Source organism: Gilliamella sp. BG3, assembly GCF_046635605.1.
GTDB classification, from domain to species: domain Bacteria; phylum Pseudomonadota; class Gammaproteobacteria; order Enterobacterales; family Orbaceae; genus Gilliamella; species Gilliamella bombi.
Map to the genome: position 1 here is coordinate 1 of NZ_JBIDFE010000001.1, position 17,288 is coordinate 17,288.

Below are 17,288 nucleotides of genomic sequence, written 5' to 3' on the forward strand. Positions count from 1 at the left end.
TAGTATATAACTATGCTACTCTATTTTAGAATAAAAACTTTATTTTTCATCTACTTTTTTGTAAAGTTTTGTTAAGCGTATAAAAACTCATAACTGTAGGAATTACTCACGTTGTTTATAGTAATTTGAGAAAATACTGTAATCAATAGACATAAAAACAAAATTAACACCTTATCAACAACAAGCAATATTGCGCATATATCATAGAAAATAATCATCACTGATTTGACTAGATATTTTATAGTTAGCCATCAAACCATATATAATACTAAATGATCTCGATCTCTTGAGTCTAAATAGCATGACTACCATTGTATATAAAACATGAAACAAACAGCATAATTTTTTGTGAATTGAGTACTCAATATGAGCATTTACCTAATTTAGATTATATTTTTGTAAAAAATATTCAGGATTCTATACCGTTTGGTAATTAAGACTTCTTCAAACGTGTGCGCCCACCATTATATGAATTAAAATTTCACTAAATCTGCAGTCAGATTTAGTTCATCAAATTTATAAATTATCATTCATCCATAATATTTACCCAACTTGGTATAATAGGTGTTCGACAGTAATAATTAGCTGAAGGCTGTATATCTTTATTTCTAATTTTTTGAAATTCTGGCGTTTGAGGATCATTAAATAGCTCAGGATCCCGACGACGATTCATTTTGAAAAACAAGAATTCTTCATACCAACTGTTGTGTAACCATGGTTTGGGATAACCTAAAGTGGCATAAATGCGGTTACAAATAAAAGTTAACCTCCCACCAAAAACGAAGAAAAAAAAGAACACAAAAGCAACAAAGCCAATACAGCTTGTTTTGGTAATTTCTATCACTTCTAAAGAATCCCACTCATAATTGAATAATACGCTAATGAAAATAAAACCATCGGTACATAATATTATCGATCCAACACCAATCATACAATATTTCAGCAATTGCAATGTCGAAAGACCAACTCCTTTAGGGAAAAATAAAGCATGATATTTAGGAAATCGGACGGCATAAGCTTGATATTTGTTCTTATCAATTTGTTTGACGACCATTTCGACGTAATCACCATTTTTAAAAGCGACATTTTCTAGCCTACCTTTGACTTTGACATTACCGATATAACAAACAAATGGTGTGCCTTTTAATAGCTTGGTTTGTAGTAACCCAAAAGTAAATAAACTAAGCATGAATTCATAAACAAACTTACATATAGCTGCGGTTATTAGAATAAATCCACCAATCATCTCGATAATAAATAGCCCCAAAATTGACTCAATAAAACCACAGTCTTCGGTTTTTTTATTGTGATCCTTTTCTTGATCTACTTTCAATATTTTTAAACGTCTTACTTTACCTTTTAATAAACTATACTTTCCCATTACCTTTTTACTCCGTTTAAGTAGGCTTTGCTTTTTTTAAGCTAAAACCCAAACCCTCCATAGTTAAATAACGTAATAAATATCGGCATTATAAGTGTCAATAAAAAACCTTGCGCAATAGCCGCAGGCACTATGGCTATCCCACCACCTTTTTGCAGCATGGGGAGTGTAAAATCCATTGATGTTGCACCACACAGACCTAATGTGGTTAATTGGTAGCGTTTAATTAGTGTTGGGATTAAGATAATTGCGCATAATTCACGCAGAATATCATTTAAAAACGTAGCACTACCAATAACTGGACCATGGGCTTCTGTCATTAAAATACCCGATAACGAATACCAACCAAAACCCGATGACATAGCAAGACCAACTCGTGCGGGCAAATCTAAAACAAATGACGCAACAATGCCCCCCAAAAATGCACTTATCGTAACTACTAGCGTTGTAATTATGCCTATTTTATTGAGCAGAATGTGCTTAATTGAAATATTATTACTGCGCAATTGAATACCGACTAAAAACAATAAAAAAACCAATACAACTTGCGTGGTACTTTCTGAATATTGCCAAATAAATAATGGAAATAATCCGCAAATAAACCCAACAATTAATGCAATACAAACACGCAATGACTCAAAAATCATTTTAAAACGTGATTCGTAAGTTTGATCTGTTTTATATGCCTTGGTAGAAAGAAAATAATCAAAAATAATTAAAACAACAAAATTACCCCCAAATGTACAAATAAAAAGAACACCGGTATAACATAAAATCATTTGTAAATTTGTAGTTAAGTTATCTAAATGTGCAAGTTCAGATCCCATAATGAATAAAATAAGGTAAACCATCCAACTCAATGTTTGGTTAATCTTGGTCATCAAATTATCATTTTTAATCTTAATTAAATAACCAATAAACAATGGCACTAACGCAATAAGAATACCAAAATACATATTTTATTCCTTAACTATTCCTGATTTTTATTTTTAAATAATTGGATCAAACCTATGTTTTAAACATGTTACTGCTAATCATTAAGTCAATGATGCTAATTTTTGCTCAATATTAAGTTGAAGCTGATCCAATAAAGCATAACGATTTCGATATTCTGAACGTTTTTTACTGGCGATTTCTTCAATGGATTTTCGATTAATTTGGTTTGGTAATATAAATAAACCATTGGCATCTTGTTTGCTATCAAGAGTTAACCAAAAATCGTCATAATCAGATAAAATGCGCTCTTGGCGGCTATTATAGCGCCAATTGTTATATATATGTGTTTTATTGCCCACAGCAACAATTTGAGTTAACTGATAATAACGAGCAACAGTTAATACAGCTTCAACTACAACACGTTTAGGGAATAACCCATAGCAGGCTTTAGTCGCTTTTTGTACACGAGTACGCGCATCATTATGTCCTGTGCCTTGTAATCCTGCAATAAATAGCGTTGGCTTACCTTGATATTCTACGATTGAAAATGTTAAAGTGGCTAAGTCGATGCCATCACTATCATAAAAATAAAGGCTGATTTCGCCTTCTCTTGCAAATTTATTACGGGCTTGCACTGCTATTTGAATGTTTTGTTCATTTTTAACTGTTACATCCGCCAATACAAAAGGCAATTGCGGATTATAAAAAGCCTTGCTTACGCTGTCAGGTTGTTTAGCTAAAAAATCATAGTGATACGCCAAAGCGTCATAACGGGCTTTTTGACTCAAGCAAGAAGCTAAATAAGGACGCTGTAATTTGCATGGCAAATTTGTTTGGCACGAAAAATAATCGCCGAGTAATGGGTACTGCCTTAGTTTATCAAGCCATTTTAAGGTGATTGGACTTAAAAACAAGGTTCTAAAAAAAAACTTATAACGATAAGTCGGATTAAGCCATAATTCGTTTAATGGTAATTTACCAGTATAAAGCCAGTTAAAAAGTTGCCATTTACTTTTTGGCTGAGACATATTCGTAATATTATTCATAAGTAGAACTTTAAATTGAGTTAGTTATTTTATCTATTATAGGAACACTAAATTAATCAATACATATTTGATTATTAATAAGCCTTAAAAAAATCAAATGTTAAGAGTACAACACAACCTTAATCGGTGCAACTATTCCTACATTAAGTAGGTTTAAATTATTTGAAAATAAAAAACGGTGAACTAGTCACCGTTTTTTAAGCAATAACGTCTTTTATCAAAAAGAATTATTGACCTTTAACTTCTTTTAAACCGTTGAATGGTGCTTTTGAACCTAAAGCTTCTTCAATACGGATTAATTGGTTGTATTTAGCAACACGGTCCGAACGGCTCATTGAACCAGTTTTAATTTGACCAGCCGCTAAACCTACTGCTAAATCAGCAATTGTTGAATCTTCAGTTTCACCACTACGGTGAGAAATAACTGCAGTATAACCCGCATCTTTTGCCATTTTAACCGCAGCGATAGACTCAGTTAATGTACCGATTTGGTTTACTTTAACTAAGATAGAGTTAGCGATACCTTTTTCAATACCTTGTTTAAAGATTTTAGTATTAGTTACAAATAGATCATCACCCACCAATTGGATTTTGTGACCTAATGCTTTAGTTTGGTAAGCCCAACCTTCCCAATCGCTTTCATCTAAACCGTCTTCGATTGATACGATTGGATATTCATTAGTTAAACCTTCTAAGTAATGAGTAAATTCTTGAGCAGTGAATTCTTTGTTACCTTCACCTTTCAATACATACTTACCAGTTTCTTTGTTATAGAATTCAGAAGCCGCACAGTCCATCGCTAACGTGATGTCTTTACCTAAAACATAACCTGCTTTTTCTACCGCTTCTTTAATACATGCCAATGCTTCAGCATTTGAACCTAAATTAGGAGCAAAACCACCTTCATCACCAACTGCAGTATTCATACCTTTAGCGTGTAATACTTTTGCTAAGTTGTGGAATACTTCAGAACCCATGCGGATTGCTTCACGAACTGTTTTAGCACCAACTGGTTGGATCATGAATTCTTGTAAATCAATGTTGTTATCAGCGTGCTCACCACCGTTGATGATGTTCATCATTGGTAATGGCATTGAATATTGACCTGGAGTGCCGTTAAGATCAGCTATGTGCTGATAAAGAGGAACACCTTTAGCTGCTGCAGCTGCTTTAGCCGTTGCTAAAGATACAGCAAGAATTGAGTTAGCACCTAAATTAGATTTAAAATCAGTTCCATCTAAGTCAAGCATAGCTTGGTCGACAGCGGCTTGATCTAACGCATCTTTACCCACTACAGCTTTAGCAATTGGGCCGTTAACGTTTTCAACCGCTTTTAATACGCCTTTACCTAAAAAGCGAGATTTGTCACCATCACGAAGTTCTAACGCTTCACGTGAGCCAGTTGACGCACCAGATGGCACGATTGCAAGACCAACAAAACCACCTTCTAAATGAACTTCGGCTTCAACTGTTGGATTACCACGAGAGTCGATCACTTCACGACCATGTACTTTAACGATTTTTGCCATGTTATTTTCCTCTATATGACAGATATATTACAAATGTTAATTTAAAACTATTTTTATTGCTGCTCTTGATAAGCTTTGGCAGCTTTTATAAAACTACTAAATAGTGGATGTCCATCTCGTGGTGTTGATGTAAATTCTGGATGGAACTGACACGCAACAAACCATGGATGTTCTGGGATTTCGATAATCTCAACCAACTTTCTATCCGTTGAAAGACCGGTGACCTTTAACCCAGCTTTAACCACTTCAGGTAATAAATTATTATTTACTTCATAACGATGTCGATGACGCTCGGTAATAGATTCGTTTTTATACATATCGTATACTAATGAATTTGGCTCTAAATGGCAAATTTGTGAACCTAAACGCATTGTGCCGCCTAAATCACTGTTTTCGTTACGCTGTACTACATTGCCCGATTCATCGCTCCATTCTGTGATTAAAGCAATGATTGGGTTTGCACAATCTTTAACAAATTCGGTTGAGTTAGCATCTTTAATACCCGCAACATTACGCGCATATTCGATCATAGCCACTTGTAAACCAAGGCAAATACCTAAGTACGGGATCTTGTTTTCACGTGCATAGCGAGCGGCCATAATTTTGCCTTCAACACCACGATAACCAAATCCACCAGGAATTAAGATAGCATCTAAACCTTCTAGTAAATCAGTACCACGTGACTCAAGATCTTCTGAATCAATATAACGGATATTCACTGTTAAACGATTTTTTAATCCACCGTGTTTTAATGCTTCATTCACTGATTTATAGGCATCTGGTAAAGCAATATATTTACCCACCATACCAATAGTCACTTCACCAACTGGGTTCGCTTCTTCATAAATGACTTGTTCCCATTGAGAAAGATCGGCCTCTTTACAATCAAGATTGAAACGTTTACAAACAAAAGTATCTAAGTTTTGTGATTTTAATAATGCCGGAATTTTATAAATAGAATCGACATCTTTAAGTGAAATCACTGCACGTTCAGGCACGTTACAAAATAGTGCAATTTTAGCTCGTTCATGAGCAGGAATAATGCGATCGGAACGGCAAATTAACACATCGGGTTGAATACCAATTGATAGCAACTCTTTTACTGAATGTTGCGTAGGTTTGGTTTTGACTTCACCTGCAGAGGCCAAATAAGGTACTAAGGTTAAGTGCATAAATAATGTGTGTTCACGACCAACATCAACCGCTAATTGACGAATCGCTTCTAAAAACGGAAGTGATTCAATATCACCAACAGTACCACCAATTTCAACAATTGCGACATCAAACCCCTTTGCGCCATCAATTACACGTGATTTAATTGCATTAGTGATATGAGGAATAACTTGAACTGTAGCCCCTAAATAATCACCACGTCGTTCTTTTCGTAACACATCAGAATAAATGCGCCCTGTAGTGAAGTTATTTTTTCGCGTCATTTTAGTGCGAATAAAACGTTCATAATGACCTAAATCAAGATCGGTTTCTGCACCATCTTCAGTCACAAACACTTCACCATGTTGAATAGGACTCATTGTGCCCGGATCGACATTAATATAGGGATCAAGTTTGAGCATGGTGACATTTAAATTGCGGGCTTCTAAGATTGCAGCAAGTGATGCTGCGGCAATGCCTTTACCAAGGGAAGAAACGACACCGCCTGTAACAAAAATATAATTCGTGACCATTAATACCAGACCATTATTAATTTATAAGAACAATGTTGTATCGATTTTTAAAGCATAAAAACCAATATAACAAATAAGAATCAGACGGGAATGCAGTATAACAGAATCTGCCTTGTCCCACAATTGAATAATTAATTTTAACTGATAAGTTGCAGGAAAATACCGAGTTATTTACAACTCATGATTAAAATAACCTGATTGTAAATCTACAGTAGCAAATTCTAAATATTTAAGATGAGTATAATGATCCTCATCAACAAATAAGATAAAACATTATTTAGGTATAGCAATCGTAACAATAAGTTGTCGAGAATTTATATTAGTATGGTCACATTGGCAGTTGTATGATGTAGCTAAAAATGTATAAATAAGCTTATAGTTAATACAAAAGATCAATAGCCGTAGCTAAACCAAAATAAAAACCTCATTTTTTAAAGAGGCTTTTATTTTATATTTTAATTAAGATTCAGGAGTATCATCATCAGATTTTGTATCAATTGGATCTGATATACCTTGTTTATTCATTTCTTCTAATGATTTAGAACCTGCTAGCTCTGAAGTTTTGATATCCTTTACAATACCCATTTCATCAAAATAGACAACATAGGTTCTTTGACTAACCGCGCCATGCTGCGGTTGTTGACGGAAAACATAATACCAAACACGATCACCAAAGACAGAAGTTAACATTGGTGACCCCATAATAAATACAACCTGTTCTTTATTTTGACCAACTTGTAATAGGTCTATAGCATCTGGTGTTACATAATTACCTTGGTTAATATCAGGTCGATATACCCAACGATCAACAACCGAACAACCAGTTAATAAAACACTCGCTACAATTGTAAAAGAGGTAAACTTACGAAACAGCATCTAACTTTATCCATAAAAAAATAATGATATATATTATCGCTGATATTTTTCATAAGTGCTAGCCAAATTAATAAATTCTTCTACAGTTAGATAATGATTCTGATATCAGTAGGTCCTAACATAAATTATCACTTGACTTTTATTCTTGTATCAACCAACTTAATACTGTCATAATAGACACTATTATTAAACATCAAAGGTACAAAATGAAACTAGAAACTATAGATCAAAAAGCAAGTTATGCTATCGGTTTGCAAATAGGACAACAACTAAAAGAATCTGGCTTAAATAATTTAGAACTCAACGCATTAAAACTAGCAATGGAAGATGTATTATCGGGTAATCAACCTGCTCTACCTTTACAAGAATTACATGAAGCATTACGCCATGTGCATGAACAAGCAACCAAAGAGAAGGCCAAACAAGCAGAAAAAATTGCTCAAGCAGGTAAAGATTTTCTAGCAAAAAATATCAAAAAAGATGGCATTAAATCAACTGAATCTGGTTTACAGTATGAAATCATCAAACAAGGCGATGGCGATTTACCGAAAGCAACCGATCGCGTGCAAGTTCATTATACAGGGCAACTAATTGATGGTACAGTATTTGATAGTTCTGTTGAACGTGGACAACCTGCTGAATTTCCAGTCAATGGTGTGATTAAAGGCTGGGTTGAAGCGTTACAACTTATGCCAGAAGGTTCAAAATGGCGTTTATATATTCCTCAAGAATTAGCTTATGGTGCTCAAGGTGCTGGCGCATCAATTCCACCATACAGCGCATTAATTTTTGATGTTGAATTATTAAAAGTTTTATAAGCTAAGAATGGACGCTACTTGGCGTCCATTTGTTTTGAACTATTATCGTTTAGGAAGATGATAAGCACTAAATGCCGCCAGTAACAATAAAATACTCGCTGTACCAAACGCAACTAAATGAGTGTGTAAATGATCATAAGCCCATCCACCTAACCATGAACCAATCATCGCACCAATTTGATGTCCCAAATAGGTTAATCCTGAAAGTAGTCCCACAATTTTTACACCATAAATATCTGCGGTAATGGCTCCAGACATCGACAACGCACCAGCCCAAACCAAACCACCCACTGCTGCAATAGTAAAAAGCTGCCATTTAGTTGATGCTAAAACAAGAGCAATAAAACCTAAACCTCGTATTAAATAGACCATCATTAAAATGTTTTTTCGTTGCACTATATCAGATAAATAACCCAAAACTAAGGTACTAAAAATAGCGACTAAACCAATCAAACCAATACCATTAGAGCTAGTGATAGGATCAAATCCATGATCGATAAGCATTGGGACTCCATGTGTTCCTAATAAATTCATACTGAAGCCACAGGTAAAAAGCCCAAAACTCAGTTGCCAAAATGGACGTGTTTTTAACACATCTATAAGTTTGATACTAGGCTCTATTTTTTGATTGATAACAGGCTCTATACCAGAGACTTCGATCTCCGATTGATTATCTTTCATAATAAACAAAGCAATAGGCAAAGCGATAATCATAAAAATCACAGCAAACGAAATTAGCGTTGTTTTCCATCCATAAATAGGAATAAAGAAAGCAAAAACAGGTAACATTACAGCAATACCTGCCATACTTCCTGTTGATAAAATAAATAAAGCCAACCCTCTACGCTTGATAAACCAACGTGCCACAATGGGCGTAAAACTGACAGAACCAACAAAGGAAGTACCAAAAGATAACGCAACACCAAAAGATAGAAAAAAGTTCCAATAATCAGTTGAGTTAGCTGACCAAACAGTAGAAATAATAATAATGATGGAACCTAATATTAGGACAAAACGAGTACCATATTTACCGACTAAATATCCCGATATTGGCATAGCAATTCCAGAGAAAAGCATACCTATAGCAATGATTCCAGAAAGTACGCTACGACTAAAATTCAGATCATTTGCAATGGGCAGAAAAAAAACCCCCATACTCATTCTTAATCCACTAGAAAGTAAAGTTAGAAAGAAGGCCGCAATAACAATATTCCAACCAAAATACCACGGAGATCGCATAATAAACTCCTGATTATTTTTTATAGAAAACGGTTCAAAAATTCTAGCATTTAAGTTTAGTCGATGTGTATAAGTTATTTATTTTCCGCTATAATATTTATTTATCTATATTCACAAAAAGTTAAGGAAAGTTATATGTCAACAAATATGGTTCGTATCGCGATCGCAGGCGCTGGTGGCAAAATGGGACGGCAACTTATCCAAGCTGTTTCGCAAATCAAAGGGGTTACCTTAGGAGCAGCATTTGAACGAGCAGGCTCCTCACTAATTGGTAGTGATGCAGGTGAGCTTGCAGGGATCGGTATTTGTGGCATTAAAGTCACCGATAATCTAGAACAAGCTAAAGATCAATTTGACGTATTGATCGATTTTACGCGACCTGAAGGTACACTCGCCCACTTAGCTTTTTGTGTTGAAAATAAAAAAATGATAATCATTGGCACAACTGGTTTTGATGATGCAGGTAAACAAGCTATTGCTGATGCAGCTAAAAACATTGCCATTGTCTTTGCCGCAAACTTCAGTGTCGGTGTTAACTTAGTGCTAAAATTGTTGGAAAAAGCCACCAAAATTATGGGCGGTTATACTGATATCGAAATTATTGAAGCTCATCACCGTCACAAGGTTGATGCGCCGTCTGGTACAGCATTAGCTATGGGTGAAGCAATTGCAGATGCACTTGATTGCAACTTAAAAGATCGTGCAGTTTACTGTCGTGAAGGTCATACAGGGGAAAGACCACAAGGCGCTATTGGCTTTGCAACTATCCGAGCAGGTGACATAGTAGGAGAACATACCGCTATCTTTGCCGATATTGGCGAGCGCGTTGAAATTAGTCATAAAGCATCTAGCCGCATGACATTTGCTAATGGTGCTGTTCGAGCCTCGCTCTGGCTTGCCAAACAGCCAGTTGGTTTATACGACATGCGTGATGTTCTAAATCTCAATAATTTGTAATTTGAAAATGTCAGATGAAATTTGGATGCAACATGCACTAGTGCTTGCTAAACGCGCCGAGTTGCTTGGAGAAATCCCAGTCGGCGCGGTGATTGTTGATGAAAATAATCAAATTATTGGTGAAGGTTTTAATCAACCCATTAGTAAGCATAATCCCACTGCGCATGCTGAAATGATGGCTATTGAACAAGCAGGTAAATATTTGAATAACTATCGATTGATTAATACAACTCTGTATACCACTCTTGAGCCTTGCATTATGTGTGCTGGAGCCATTATACATAGTCGTATTAAACGCGTAGTATATGGTGCAAAAGATTACAAAACTGGTGCAGCAGGTTCTTTTATTGATATTCTTGCTCAGCAAGGCATCAACCATTATGCAGAAGTGACAGGTGGAGTACTAGCTAACGAATGTAGTACTATTTTGAGTGATTTTTTTAAAAAACGGCGTTTACAAAAAAAAGTGACTAAAAATTGTTGTCAAAAAGTTTCAGGTAACTAGGTGTTTGAGTATAAAATACGAAAATCTGTTACTATGTTAGTTTAATAAAAAATGGGGTCGCTTATTCTTTTTATATAGGAAAATTGCTAGAATCTCATTTAATTTTTTAAAAATTTAATTTGAGCATTATTAATGAAAAAACACACATTAGAAATGATGATATCTACTGATGATATCCAAAAACGTGTAATTGAGCTAGGCCAACAAATAAGTCAAGACTATAAAAATAGCCAAAATGAACTTATTTTAGTTGGACTTTTACGTGGCTCTTTTATTTTTATGGCCGATTTGAGTCGAGCAATTACTGTCGGGCACGAGGTTGATTTTATGACAGCATCAAGCTATGGTAATGCTGTTATTAGTAACCGTGACGTTAAAATCTTAAAAGACTTAGATGAAGATATCCGTGATAAAGATGTATTAATTATCGAAGATATTATAGATACAGGTAATACTCTTAGCAAAGTCATGGCTATTTTAGAATTGCGCCATCCACGCAGTATTGAAATTTGTACGCTATTAGACAAACCCTCTCGTCGTGAAGTAAACGTTCCAGTTAAATATATCGGATTTTCAATTCCTGATGAATTTGTTGTGGGTTATGGTATTGACTATGCTCAGCACTACCGTCACTTACCTTTTATCGGTCATGTAACTTTACTTGAATCTTAATATTATACGAGGTATATGTGTCTCGATTCTCCTGTTCATTAGGTTTACTTTTAGTTATGACAGCTACGACAAGTTATGCTGACATGAAGTTATCCATTAAGGGATTAAAAGGCGATCTTGCAGATAATGTTGAGGCACGAACTTCATTAATTACACCTGACAAAGTTAGTGATACTCCAAATTTTAAGCGTTATTTTGAAAGCGAAACAAAAAAAGCATTACGTGCATTGGGTTACTACTCTCCTAGCTTTGAATATAACGCACAAAACCCAAAAGTTCTTGTTGTTAACGTTTCACCTGGCGAACCCGTATTAGTTGAGCAGCTTAATATTAATATTACTGGTGAGGGGAAACAAGATCCTGATTTTCAATATTTACTTAAAAACAACTTACCAAAAATTGGCGATGTGTTAAATCATGGTATTTATGAATCATTTAAGAAAAGCCTGCAAAATTTATCACTAAAAAAAGGTTACTTTGATGCCAATATGCCTAAACATCAATTAGCTGTATCTATGTCTGATCATCAAGCCTTTTGGAATATTGATTATACAACAGGTAGGCGATATCGATTTGGTAAAGTTACTTTTCATAATGCCAAAATTCGTGATGACTATTTAGCTAATATTGTGCCATTTAAAGACGGTGAGGAATATACAGCTGAACAATTATCATTATTAAATAGACGCCTTACTTCTACAAACTGGTTTAATTCAGTGGTTGTTGTCCCAGATTTTCCTCATCTAACCGAAGATAGAGTTCTTCCCATTGATGTAGAAACCTCACCCCGAAAAAAAAATAATATGGACTTAGGGTTGGGCTTTTCAACAGATAACGGCGTGCATGGTAAGATTGGTTGGAATAAACCTTGGATCAATAGTCGAGGGCAAAGTTTTCAAAGTAACTTATCACTATCTTCGCCAGAACAATTGGTGACCATGAGTTACAAAATCCCTTTAAAAAAATCACCTTTAGAGCAATATTACACTATCCAAGGTGGTTATAAAAAGATAGATAATAATGATACCTACTCACGTTCTTATACGTTCGGGGCTTTACGTAATTGGGATAATTTTTATGGATGGCAAACTGCATTAGGGTTAAATGTGTTAAATGATGACTTTACCCAAGGTGATTCAAGTTTTAAAACATTCTTGTATTACCCATCGCTTAGCATATCAAGAATCCGTTCTGATGGTAATTTATTAGCAATGTGGGGCGATTCACAACGTTATTCTGTTGAATCAGCTGGAGAAGTATTAGGTTCAGATATTAATCTAGTGCGATTTCAAGCACAACAAACTTGGATTCGCTCCTTAAAAAAATCGCATCGATTTATAGCTCGTGGCAATTTTGGCATTATACAAGCGAGCAATTTTGACCGTGTTCCACCATCATTTAGATTTTTTGCTGGTGGTGAACGCAGTATTCGAGGTTACAGTTATCAGTCTATTTCGCCTAAGGATAAAAAAGGTAAATTAAAAGGAGCTTCTAAACTCATCACTGGTTCACTTGAATATCAATATAATTTATCTGGATCATGGTGGGGAGCTGCATTTGTAGATACAGGTGAAGCTATAGATAAAGTTGATAAAACTAAATTTTATACAGGAACTGGTTTTGGCATTCGTTGGGCTTCTCCGGTTGGGCCAATAAAGGTCGATTTAGCAACACCACTTAACAAAGATACAGGTTCAATTCACCTATACATTGGCCTAGGAAGCGAATTATAATATGACTAAATATTCAGCTAGAATTAAAAAAGTAAAAAAATTAAAGCGGATACGTAAATGGAAAAAGCGAAGCATCGCCATTTTATCTGTTATCGCCTTTCTAATTGTTTTTGTTATTTTGTTTATATACACCAGTCTTGGTGTAAAACTAACCACCTATGTTTTAAATAAATTTCTACCTGAGTTAAAAATAACTCAAGTTGAAGGCACCTTTCATGATTTGCATATACAAGGACTTTCGCTTGAATTACCGGGTATTAATGTTCAAGTTAATGATGCTTCATTTTCACTCACAGGACTTTGTTTATTAAAGACTGAAGTCTGCATCAATCAATTCAATGCCAATGGTGTAAATGTTTCAATTAACACTAAAGAAATCGAAAGTTCACCAAGTGAAACTACTATTGATACTACCACCGCAGAGCAACATTTTGTTCTCAAAACTCCATTACCTATAGAGCTTAACAGCACACACCTTACTAATGTAAAAGTCACTGTTGATGATATGCAATTTGGAATGTCTGACTTCACGGGTAAAGCCACATGGGTTAATAATCAGATTCATGTTTATCCTGCTGTTGCTACAGGGTTGAATGCTATTTTTACAGATAATAAAGCAGCAAATGTACCAGTAAAAACATCCGATACAGATATCGCACTTAATGAAAAAATCGCCCAACTTTTTAATCAACCACTGATTGAATCATTGCCTCAAGTTAATATTCCATTAGATATTAATGTAACTAGTTTAAGAGGGACAAACTGGCTATTACATATGGGGGGGCATGATTACCTATTTGATAACGTTACAATTCAAACCAATATTGTTAATAGCCGTATTATTATAAAACAATTAGATACAGATGCTATAACTCCCTATGCTAGCGGACATGTTTCACTTTCAGGCGAAATCACATTACACGATGACTGGCCTATATTAGCTTTAATAAAAGCAGATACTGAACAAAACCGATTGGAAGCACAGTTTTCTGGTAAATTGCTTGGTGAGTTATTAACCAATATAAACCTTGATGGTTCGAATCAAATGGTGATGAGTGGACACATCAATTTTATTGAAAAATACTTACCTATAATCACTCAAATTGAAGGTAAGCATATTCAATGGCCAATTGAAGGACAAGCACAATATCAATTAAATGATTTTTCCACATCAATAAATGGTAATGTACAGCAGTTTCAAATGTCGGCCAAAGGTATTATTCAAGGGAAAGAATTAATTAATACTTCGTTTGATATTGCTGGCAAAGGAACTAATCAAGAGGCAAGCATTGATCATGGCATCATTAAATTACCTCAAGGTGAAATTAATATAGATGGAAATATAAGTTGGCCACAAGCATTACAATGGGATATCAACATAAAACTAAATAATGTTGATATGTACAAAGAACTACCTAACTATCCGATTCGATTAAATGGTCAATTTAAAACTACAGGCGTACTAGACAAAGATAAATGGGCGTTTGATTTTTCCAATCTACAACTAAAAGGTAATATTAATCATGCTAATTTTTTAGCATTTGGTAACGTATATGTTGATTCTGAAAACTTAGCCACTGCTAATAATTTTGCAATCAATTGGGGTAAAAATCAGATCGATTTAAATGGTTCAGCAGAAAAAGGCAATTTACTGGCGAAATTAAATCTCGAATCATTATCGTTAATAGTTGATGATATGCAAGGTTCAATTGTGGGTAATATAAAACTTAATCGCACACATGATAATGCAATTATAGATACTAGTTTAGCTATTAACTCGCTATCTTTTAACACCATCAAAATAGCCAAAGCTAATCTTATAGGTAAAGTTGAGTATAAAGAACAGATCAGTGGCAACATTAAACTCACAGGACAATCAATAGAACTTTCAAATCAAACCATAAAAAAACTAAATGTTGATCTATCTGGTAGTGAAAGCCAACATATATTAACCGTTAATATTGATGGTGAACCTGCATCACTAAAAACATCGTTAACAGGAAAACTTGATAAAGAACGCACAAAGTGGAACGGAACCATTTCAGGTGCGCTACTCAATTTAAACAAAAATAACAGTTGGCAATTAGCTAAATCTGTTGACTTATCTTATGATGTTAATAATCAAATCCCAGCAATTAATGCTCATTGCTGGATTAATGGAAAGTCAAGCATTTGCCTTGATAAGCAATTTTTGTTAGCTAAAAATACCGATACAAGTATCACCTTAAAAAACATTAATCTATCTAGGCTACCAATACCAAATGACGGTGAAACCAAACTTACTGGTAATGTAAATGGAAAAATAACTATTCAATTTAATAATGACAATACAATACCATTAATAAAAGCAAATTTAACAAGTTATGATGTTTATATTCAACAAATGGTTACCTCCCAATCGTTACTATTGCCTTTTGATGTTTTCAAAATAGATGCTGAATTTAATGAACAACAGGCTAAATTGGATTGGAAATTTGGTCTGAATAAATTAGGAAAAATAAACGGTAATCTTGTTATTACTGATCCAATTGAACAAAAAAAATTAAGTGGTCAATTAAGTATCGATCACTTAGCTTTAGCAATTATTAACCCATTATTAGATAGCAAAGACTATGCTAAAGGGGCTATTAATGGTAACGTTAAATTTTCTGGCTCATTAAATGAGCCATTGCTAACAGGAAATATTAACTTACAAAATAGCGAAATCAAATCTAGCCAATTACCAATTGATATTAAATCAGCTAAATTTGACCTCAATTTCAATGGTAAATCATCCACATTAAAAGGTGTTTTAACAACTCAAGCTGGCAATGTTAATATTAATGGTAATGCCAGCTGGAATACTATAGATAAATGGCAAGCCTCGCTAGCTGTTAATGGCGCTGCCATGGAAGTTACTGTGCCACCAATGATTGTTATGTCAATTGTTCCAGATATTAAAATCAATGTAACACAAGATGAATTAACGTTATTAGGTAAAGTTAGCATTCCAAAAGGAAAAATAACAGTTGAATCACTACCAGCATCAAGTGTTGATGTCTCACCAGATGAAGTAATGCTCGATATAAATCGGAAACCTATTAGGCCTCAGGAATTTGGCATTAAGATCAATAGTCATCTTGAAATTGATATTGGTGATAACGTTATTGTCGATGCTTTTGGACTAAAGGCTTCGCTTAAGGGTAGTTTAATTGCGGCACAAACCAATAAAGGACTTGATTTGCATGGTGAAGTTTTGATTCCAACAGGTCGATTCCATGCTTATGGGCAAGATTTAATTATTCATAAAGGCATCATTACTTTTTCAGGATCGGCTGATCAAGCTACACTCGATATAGAAGCAATTCGTAATCCAGAAGCAATGGAAAATAGTAATATTATGGCTGGAATCCGTGTTACAGGATCTTCTGAATCGCCAAAAATTGAAGTATTTTCAGATCCCGCCATGTCACAGCAAGAAGCACTCTCCTACTTAATCCGAGGACAAGGACTCGATAGTACAGAACAAAGCGATAGCGATATGATGACAGCTTTGCTGGTTGGTATTGGCACAGCGAAAACAGGTAAATATATTGGCGATATTGGTAATGTATTTGGTATTAAAAATCTAACACTTGATACGCAAGGTGCCGGTAATAACTCTAAAGTTGTGGTTAGTGGCTACATATTACCTAATTTACAACTTAAATATGGTGTAGGTATATTTGATTCATTGGCCACTTTTACTTTACGTTATCGCCTAATGCCTAGTCTCTATTTAGATGCAACATCAAGTTTAGCTCAAACATTGGATCTGATTTATCAATTCGATTTTTAACATTACCCCAAAGGACTCTATGCCCATTATCTTATGCAGAATCTCAATAGGGTAAAAGGCTAACAGCCTAGCCTAAAACGTGCTAACTGACGTT

13 protein-coding genes are annotated in these 17,288 nt (G+C 34.7%); 6 read left to right on the forward strand and 7 right to left on the reverse strand.

Translation table 11 applies throughout. The features are described 5' to 3' along the window. Positions 1 to 526: 526 nt before the first annotated feature. The 6 genes from ACGH6S_RS00005 to bamE all read right to left on the reverse strand — a co-directional run bounded on the left by ACGH6S_RS00005 (position 527) and on the right by bamE (position 7,453). Positions 527 to 1,381 carry a hypothetical protein gene (locus ACGH6S_RS00005; protein WP_411578117.1) on the reverse strand — a complete coding sequence of 285 codons (855 nt, stop codon included), beginning with the start codon at positions 1,379 to 1,381 and terminating at the stop codon, positions 527 to 529. 41 nt (positions 1,382 to 1,422) lie between these two features. Further along, positions 1,423 to 2,337 carry a lysine exporter LysO family protein gene (locus ACGH6S_RS00010; protein WP_065589158.1) on the reverse strand — a complete coding sequence of 305 codons (915 nt, stop codon included), beginning with the start codon at positions 2,335 to 2,337 and terminating at the stop codon, positions 1,423 to 1,425. 81 nt (positions 2,338 to 2,418) lie between these two features. Further along, positions 2,419 to 3,363: a VirK/YbjX family protein gene (locus ACGH6S_RS00015; RefSeq protein ID WP_411578118.1), complete on the reverse strand. Its 945-nt coding sequence runs from the start codon at positions 3,361 to 3,363 to the stop codon at positions 2,419 to 2,421. A gap of 227 nt (positions 3,364 to 3,590) precedes the next feature. After that, the gene (eno, locus tag ACGH6S_RS00020) at positions 3,591 to 4,892 is read right to left on the reverse strand and encodes a phosphopyruvate hydratase (RefSeq protein ID WP_065589160.1); all 1,302 of its coding nucleotides are present in this window, start codon (positions 4,890 to 4,892) and stop codon (positions 3,591 to 3,593) included. 53 nt (positions 4,893 to 4,945) lie between these two features. Beyond that, a complete protein-coding gene (gene pyrG / locus ACGH6S_RS00025) occupies positions 4,946 to 6,577 on the reverse strand; it encodes a glutamine hydrolyzing CTP synthase (protein WP_296300697.1) in 1,632 nt (543 codons plus the stop codon). Between the two features lie 459 nt (positions 6,578 to 7,036). Next, positions 7,037 to 7,453 carry an outer membrane protein assembly factor BamE gene (bamE, locus tag ACGH6S_RS00030; protein WP_065574933.1) on the reverse strand — a complete coding sequence of 139 codons (417 nt, stop codon included), beginning with the start codon at positions 7,451 to 7,453 and terminating at the stop codon, positions 7,037 to 7,039. A gap of 206 nt (positions 7,454 to 7,659) precedes the next feature. Here bamE and ACGH6S_RS00035 point away from each other — a divergent pair, with 206 nt between their 5' ends. Further along, a complete protein-coding gene (locus tag ACGH6S_RS00035) occupies positions 7,660 to 8,271 on the forward strand; it encodes an FKBP-type peptidyl-prolyl cis-trans isomerase (RefSeq protein ID WP_411578119.1) in 612 nt (203 codons plus the stop codon). A gap of 42 nt (positions 8,272 to 8,313) precedes the next feature. On the opposite strand, the gene ACGH6S_RS00040 is transcribed toward ACGH6S_RS00035, so the two are convergent. Then, positions 8,314 to 9,510: an MFS transporter gene (locus tag ACGH6S_RS00040; RefSeq protein WP_411578120.1), complete on the reverse strand. Its 1,197-nt coding sequence runs from the start codon at positions 9,508 to 9,510 to the stop codon at positions 8,314 to 8,316. A 135-nt stretch (positions 9,511 to 9,645) separates the two neighbouring features. On the opposite strand from ACGH6S_RS00040, the gene dapB reads away from it, so the two are divergent. From dapB to ACGH6S_RS00065, 5 genes are all read left to right on the forward strand, one after another. Then, positions 9,646 to 10,467, forward strand: coding sequence for a 4-hydroxy-tetrahydrodipicolinate reductase (dapB, locus tag ACGH6S_RS00045; RefSeq protein WP_411578121.1), 822 nt, complete (start codon positions 9,646 to 9,648; stop codon positions 10,465 to 10,467). Positions 10,468 to 10,474: 7 nt separating this feature from the next. Then, positions 10,475 to 10,972, forward strand: coding sequence for a tRNA adenosine(34) deaminase TadA (gene tadA / locus ACGH6S_RS00050; protein ID WP_411578122.1), 498 nt, complete (start codon positions 10,475 to 10,477; stop codon positions 10,970 to 10,972). Between the two features lie 132 nt (positions 10,973 to 11,104). After that, complete coding sequence (gene hpt / locus ACGH6S_RS00055) at positions 11,105 to 11,644, forward strand: hypoxanthine phosphoribosyltransferase (protein ID WP_034909910.1); 540 nt, start codon at positions 11,105 to 11,107, stop codon at positions 11,642 to 11,644. A 56-nt stretch (positions 11,645 to 11,700) separates the two neighbouring features. Next, positions 11,701 to 13,377, forward strand: a complete 1,677-nt coding sequence (locus ACGH6S_RS00060; RefSeq protein ID WP_065589165.1) for an autotransporter assembly complex protein TamA — start codon at positions 11,701 to 11,703, stop codon at positions 13,375 to 13,377. A gap of 1 nt (position 13,378) precedes the next feature. Then, positions 13,379 to 17,194, forward strand: coding sequence for a translocation/assembly module TamB domain-containing protein (locus ACGH6S_RS00065; RefSeq protein WP_411578123.1), 3,816 nt, complete (start codon positions 13,379 to 13,381; stop codon positions 17,192 to 17,194). The last annotated feature ends 94 nt before the right edge of the window (positions 17,195 to 17,288 follow it).

Coding starts and splice junctions, on each gene's coding strand:
- tadA (WP_411578122.1), top strand. CDS start 10,475: ATGTCAGATGAAATTTGGATGCAACATGCACTAGTGCTTGCTAAACGC.
- eno (WP_065589160.1), bottom strand. CDS start 4,892: ATGGCAAAAATCGTTAAAGTACATGGTCGTGAAGTGATCGACTCTCGT.
- hpt (WP_034909910.1), top strand. CDS start 11,105: ATGAAAAAACACACATTAGAAATGATGATATCTACTGATGATATCCAA.
- dapB (WP_411578121.1), top strand. CDS start 9,646: ATGTCAACAAATATGGTTCGTATCGCGATCGCAGGCGCTGGTGGCAAA.
- ACGH6S_RS00035 (WP_411578119.1), top strand. CDS start 7,660: ATGAAACTAGAAACTATAGATCAAAAAGCAAGTTATGCTATCGGTTTG.
- ACGH6S_RS00060 (WP_065589165.1), top strand. CDS start 11,701: ATGACAGCTACGACAAGTTATGCTGACATGAAGTTATCCATTAAGGGA.
- ACGH6S_RS00010 (WP_065589158.1), bottom strand. CDS start 2,337: ATGTATTTTGGTATTCTTATTGCGTTAGTGCCATTGTTTATTGGTTAT.
- ACGH6S_RS00040 (WP_411578120.1), bottom strand. CDS start 9,510: ATGCGATCTCCGTGGTATTTTGGTTGGAATATTGTTATTGCGGCCTTC.
- ACGH6S_RS00065 (WP_411578123.1), top strand. CDS start 13,379: ATGACTAAATATTCAGCTAGAATTAAAAAAGTAAAAAAATTAAAGCGG.
- bamE (WP_065574933.1), bottom strand. CDS start 7,453: ATGCTGTTTCGTAAGTTTACCTCTTTTACAATTGTAGCGAGTGTTTTA.
- ACGH6S_RS00015 (WP_411578118.1), bottom strand. CDS start 3,363: ATGAATAATATTACGAATATGTCTCAGCCAAAAAGTAAATGGCAACTT.
- pyrG (WP_296300697.1), bottom strand. CDS start 6,577: ATGGTCACGAATTATATTTTTGTTACAGGCGGTGTCGTTTCTTCCCTT.
- ACGH6S_RS00005 (WP_411578117.1), bottom strand. CDS start 1,381: ATGGGAAAGTATAGTTTATTAAAAGGTAAAGTAAGACGTTTAAAAATA.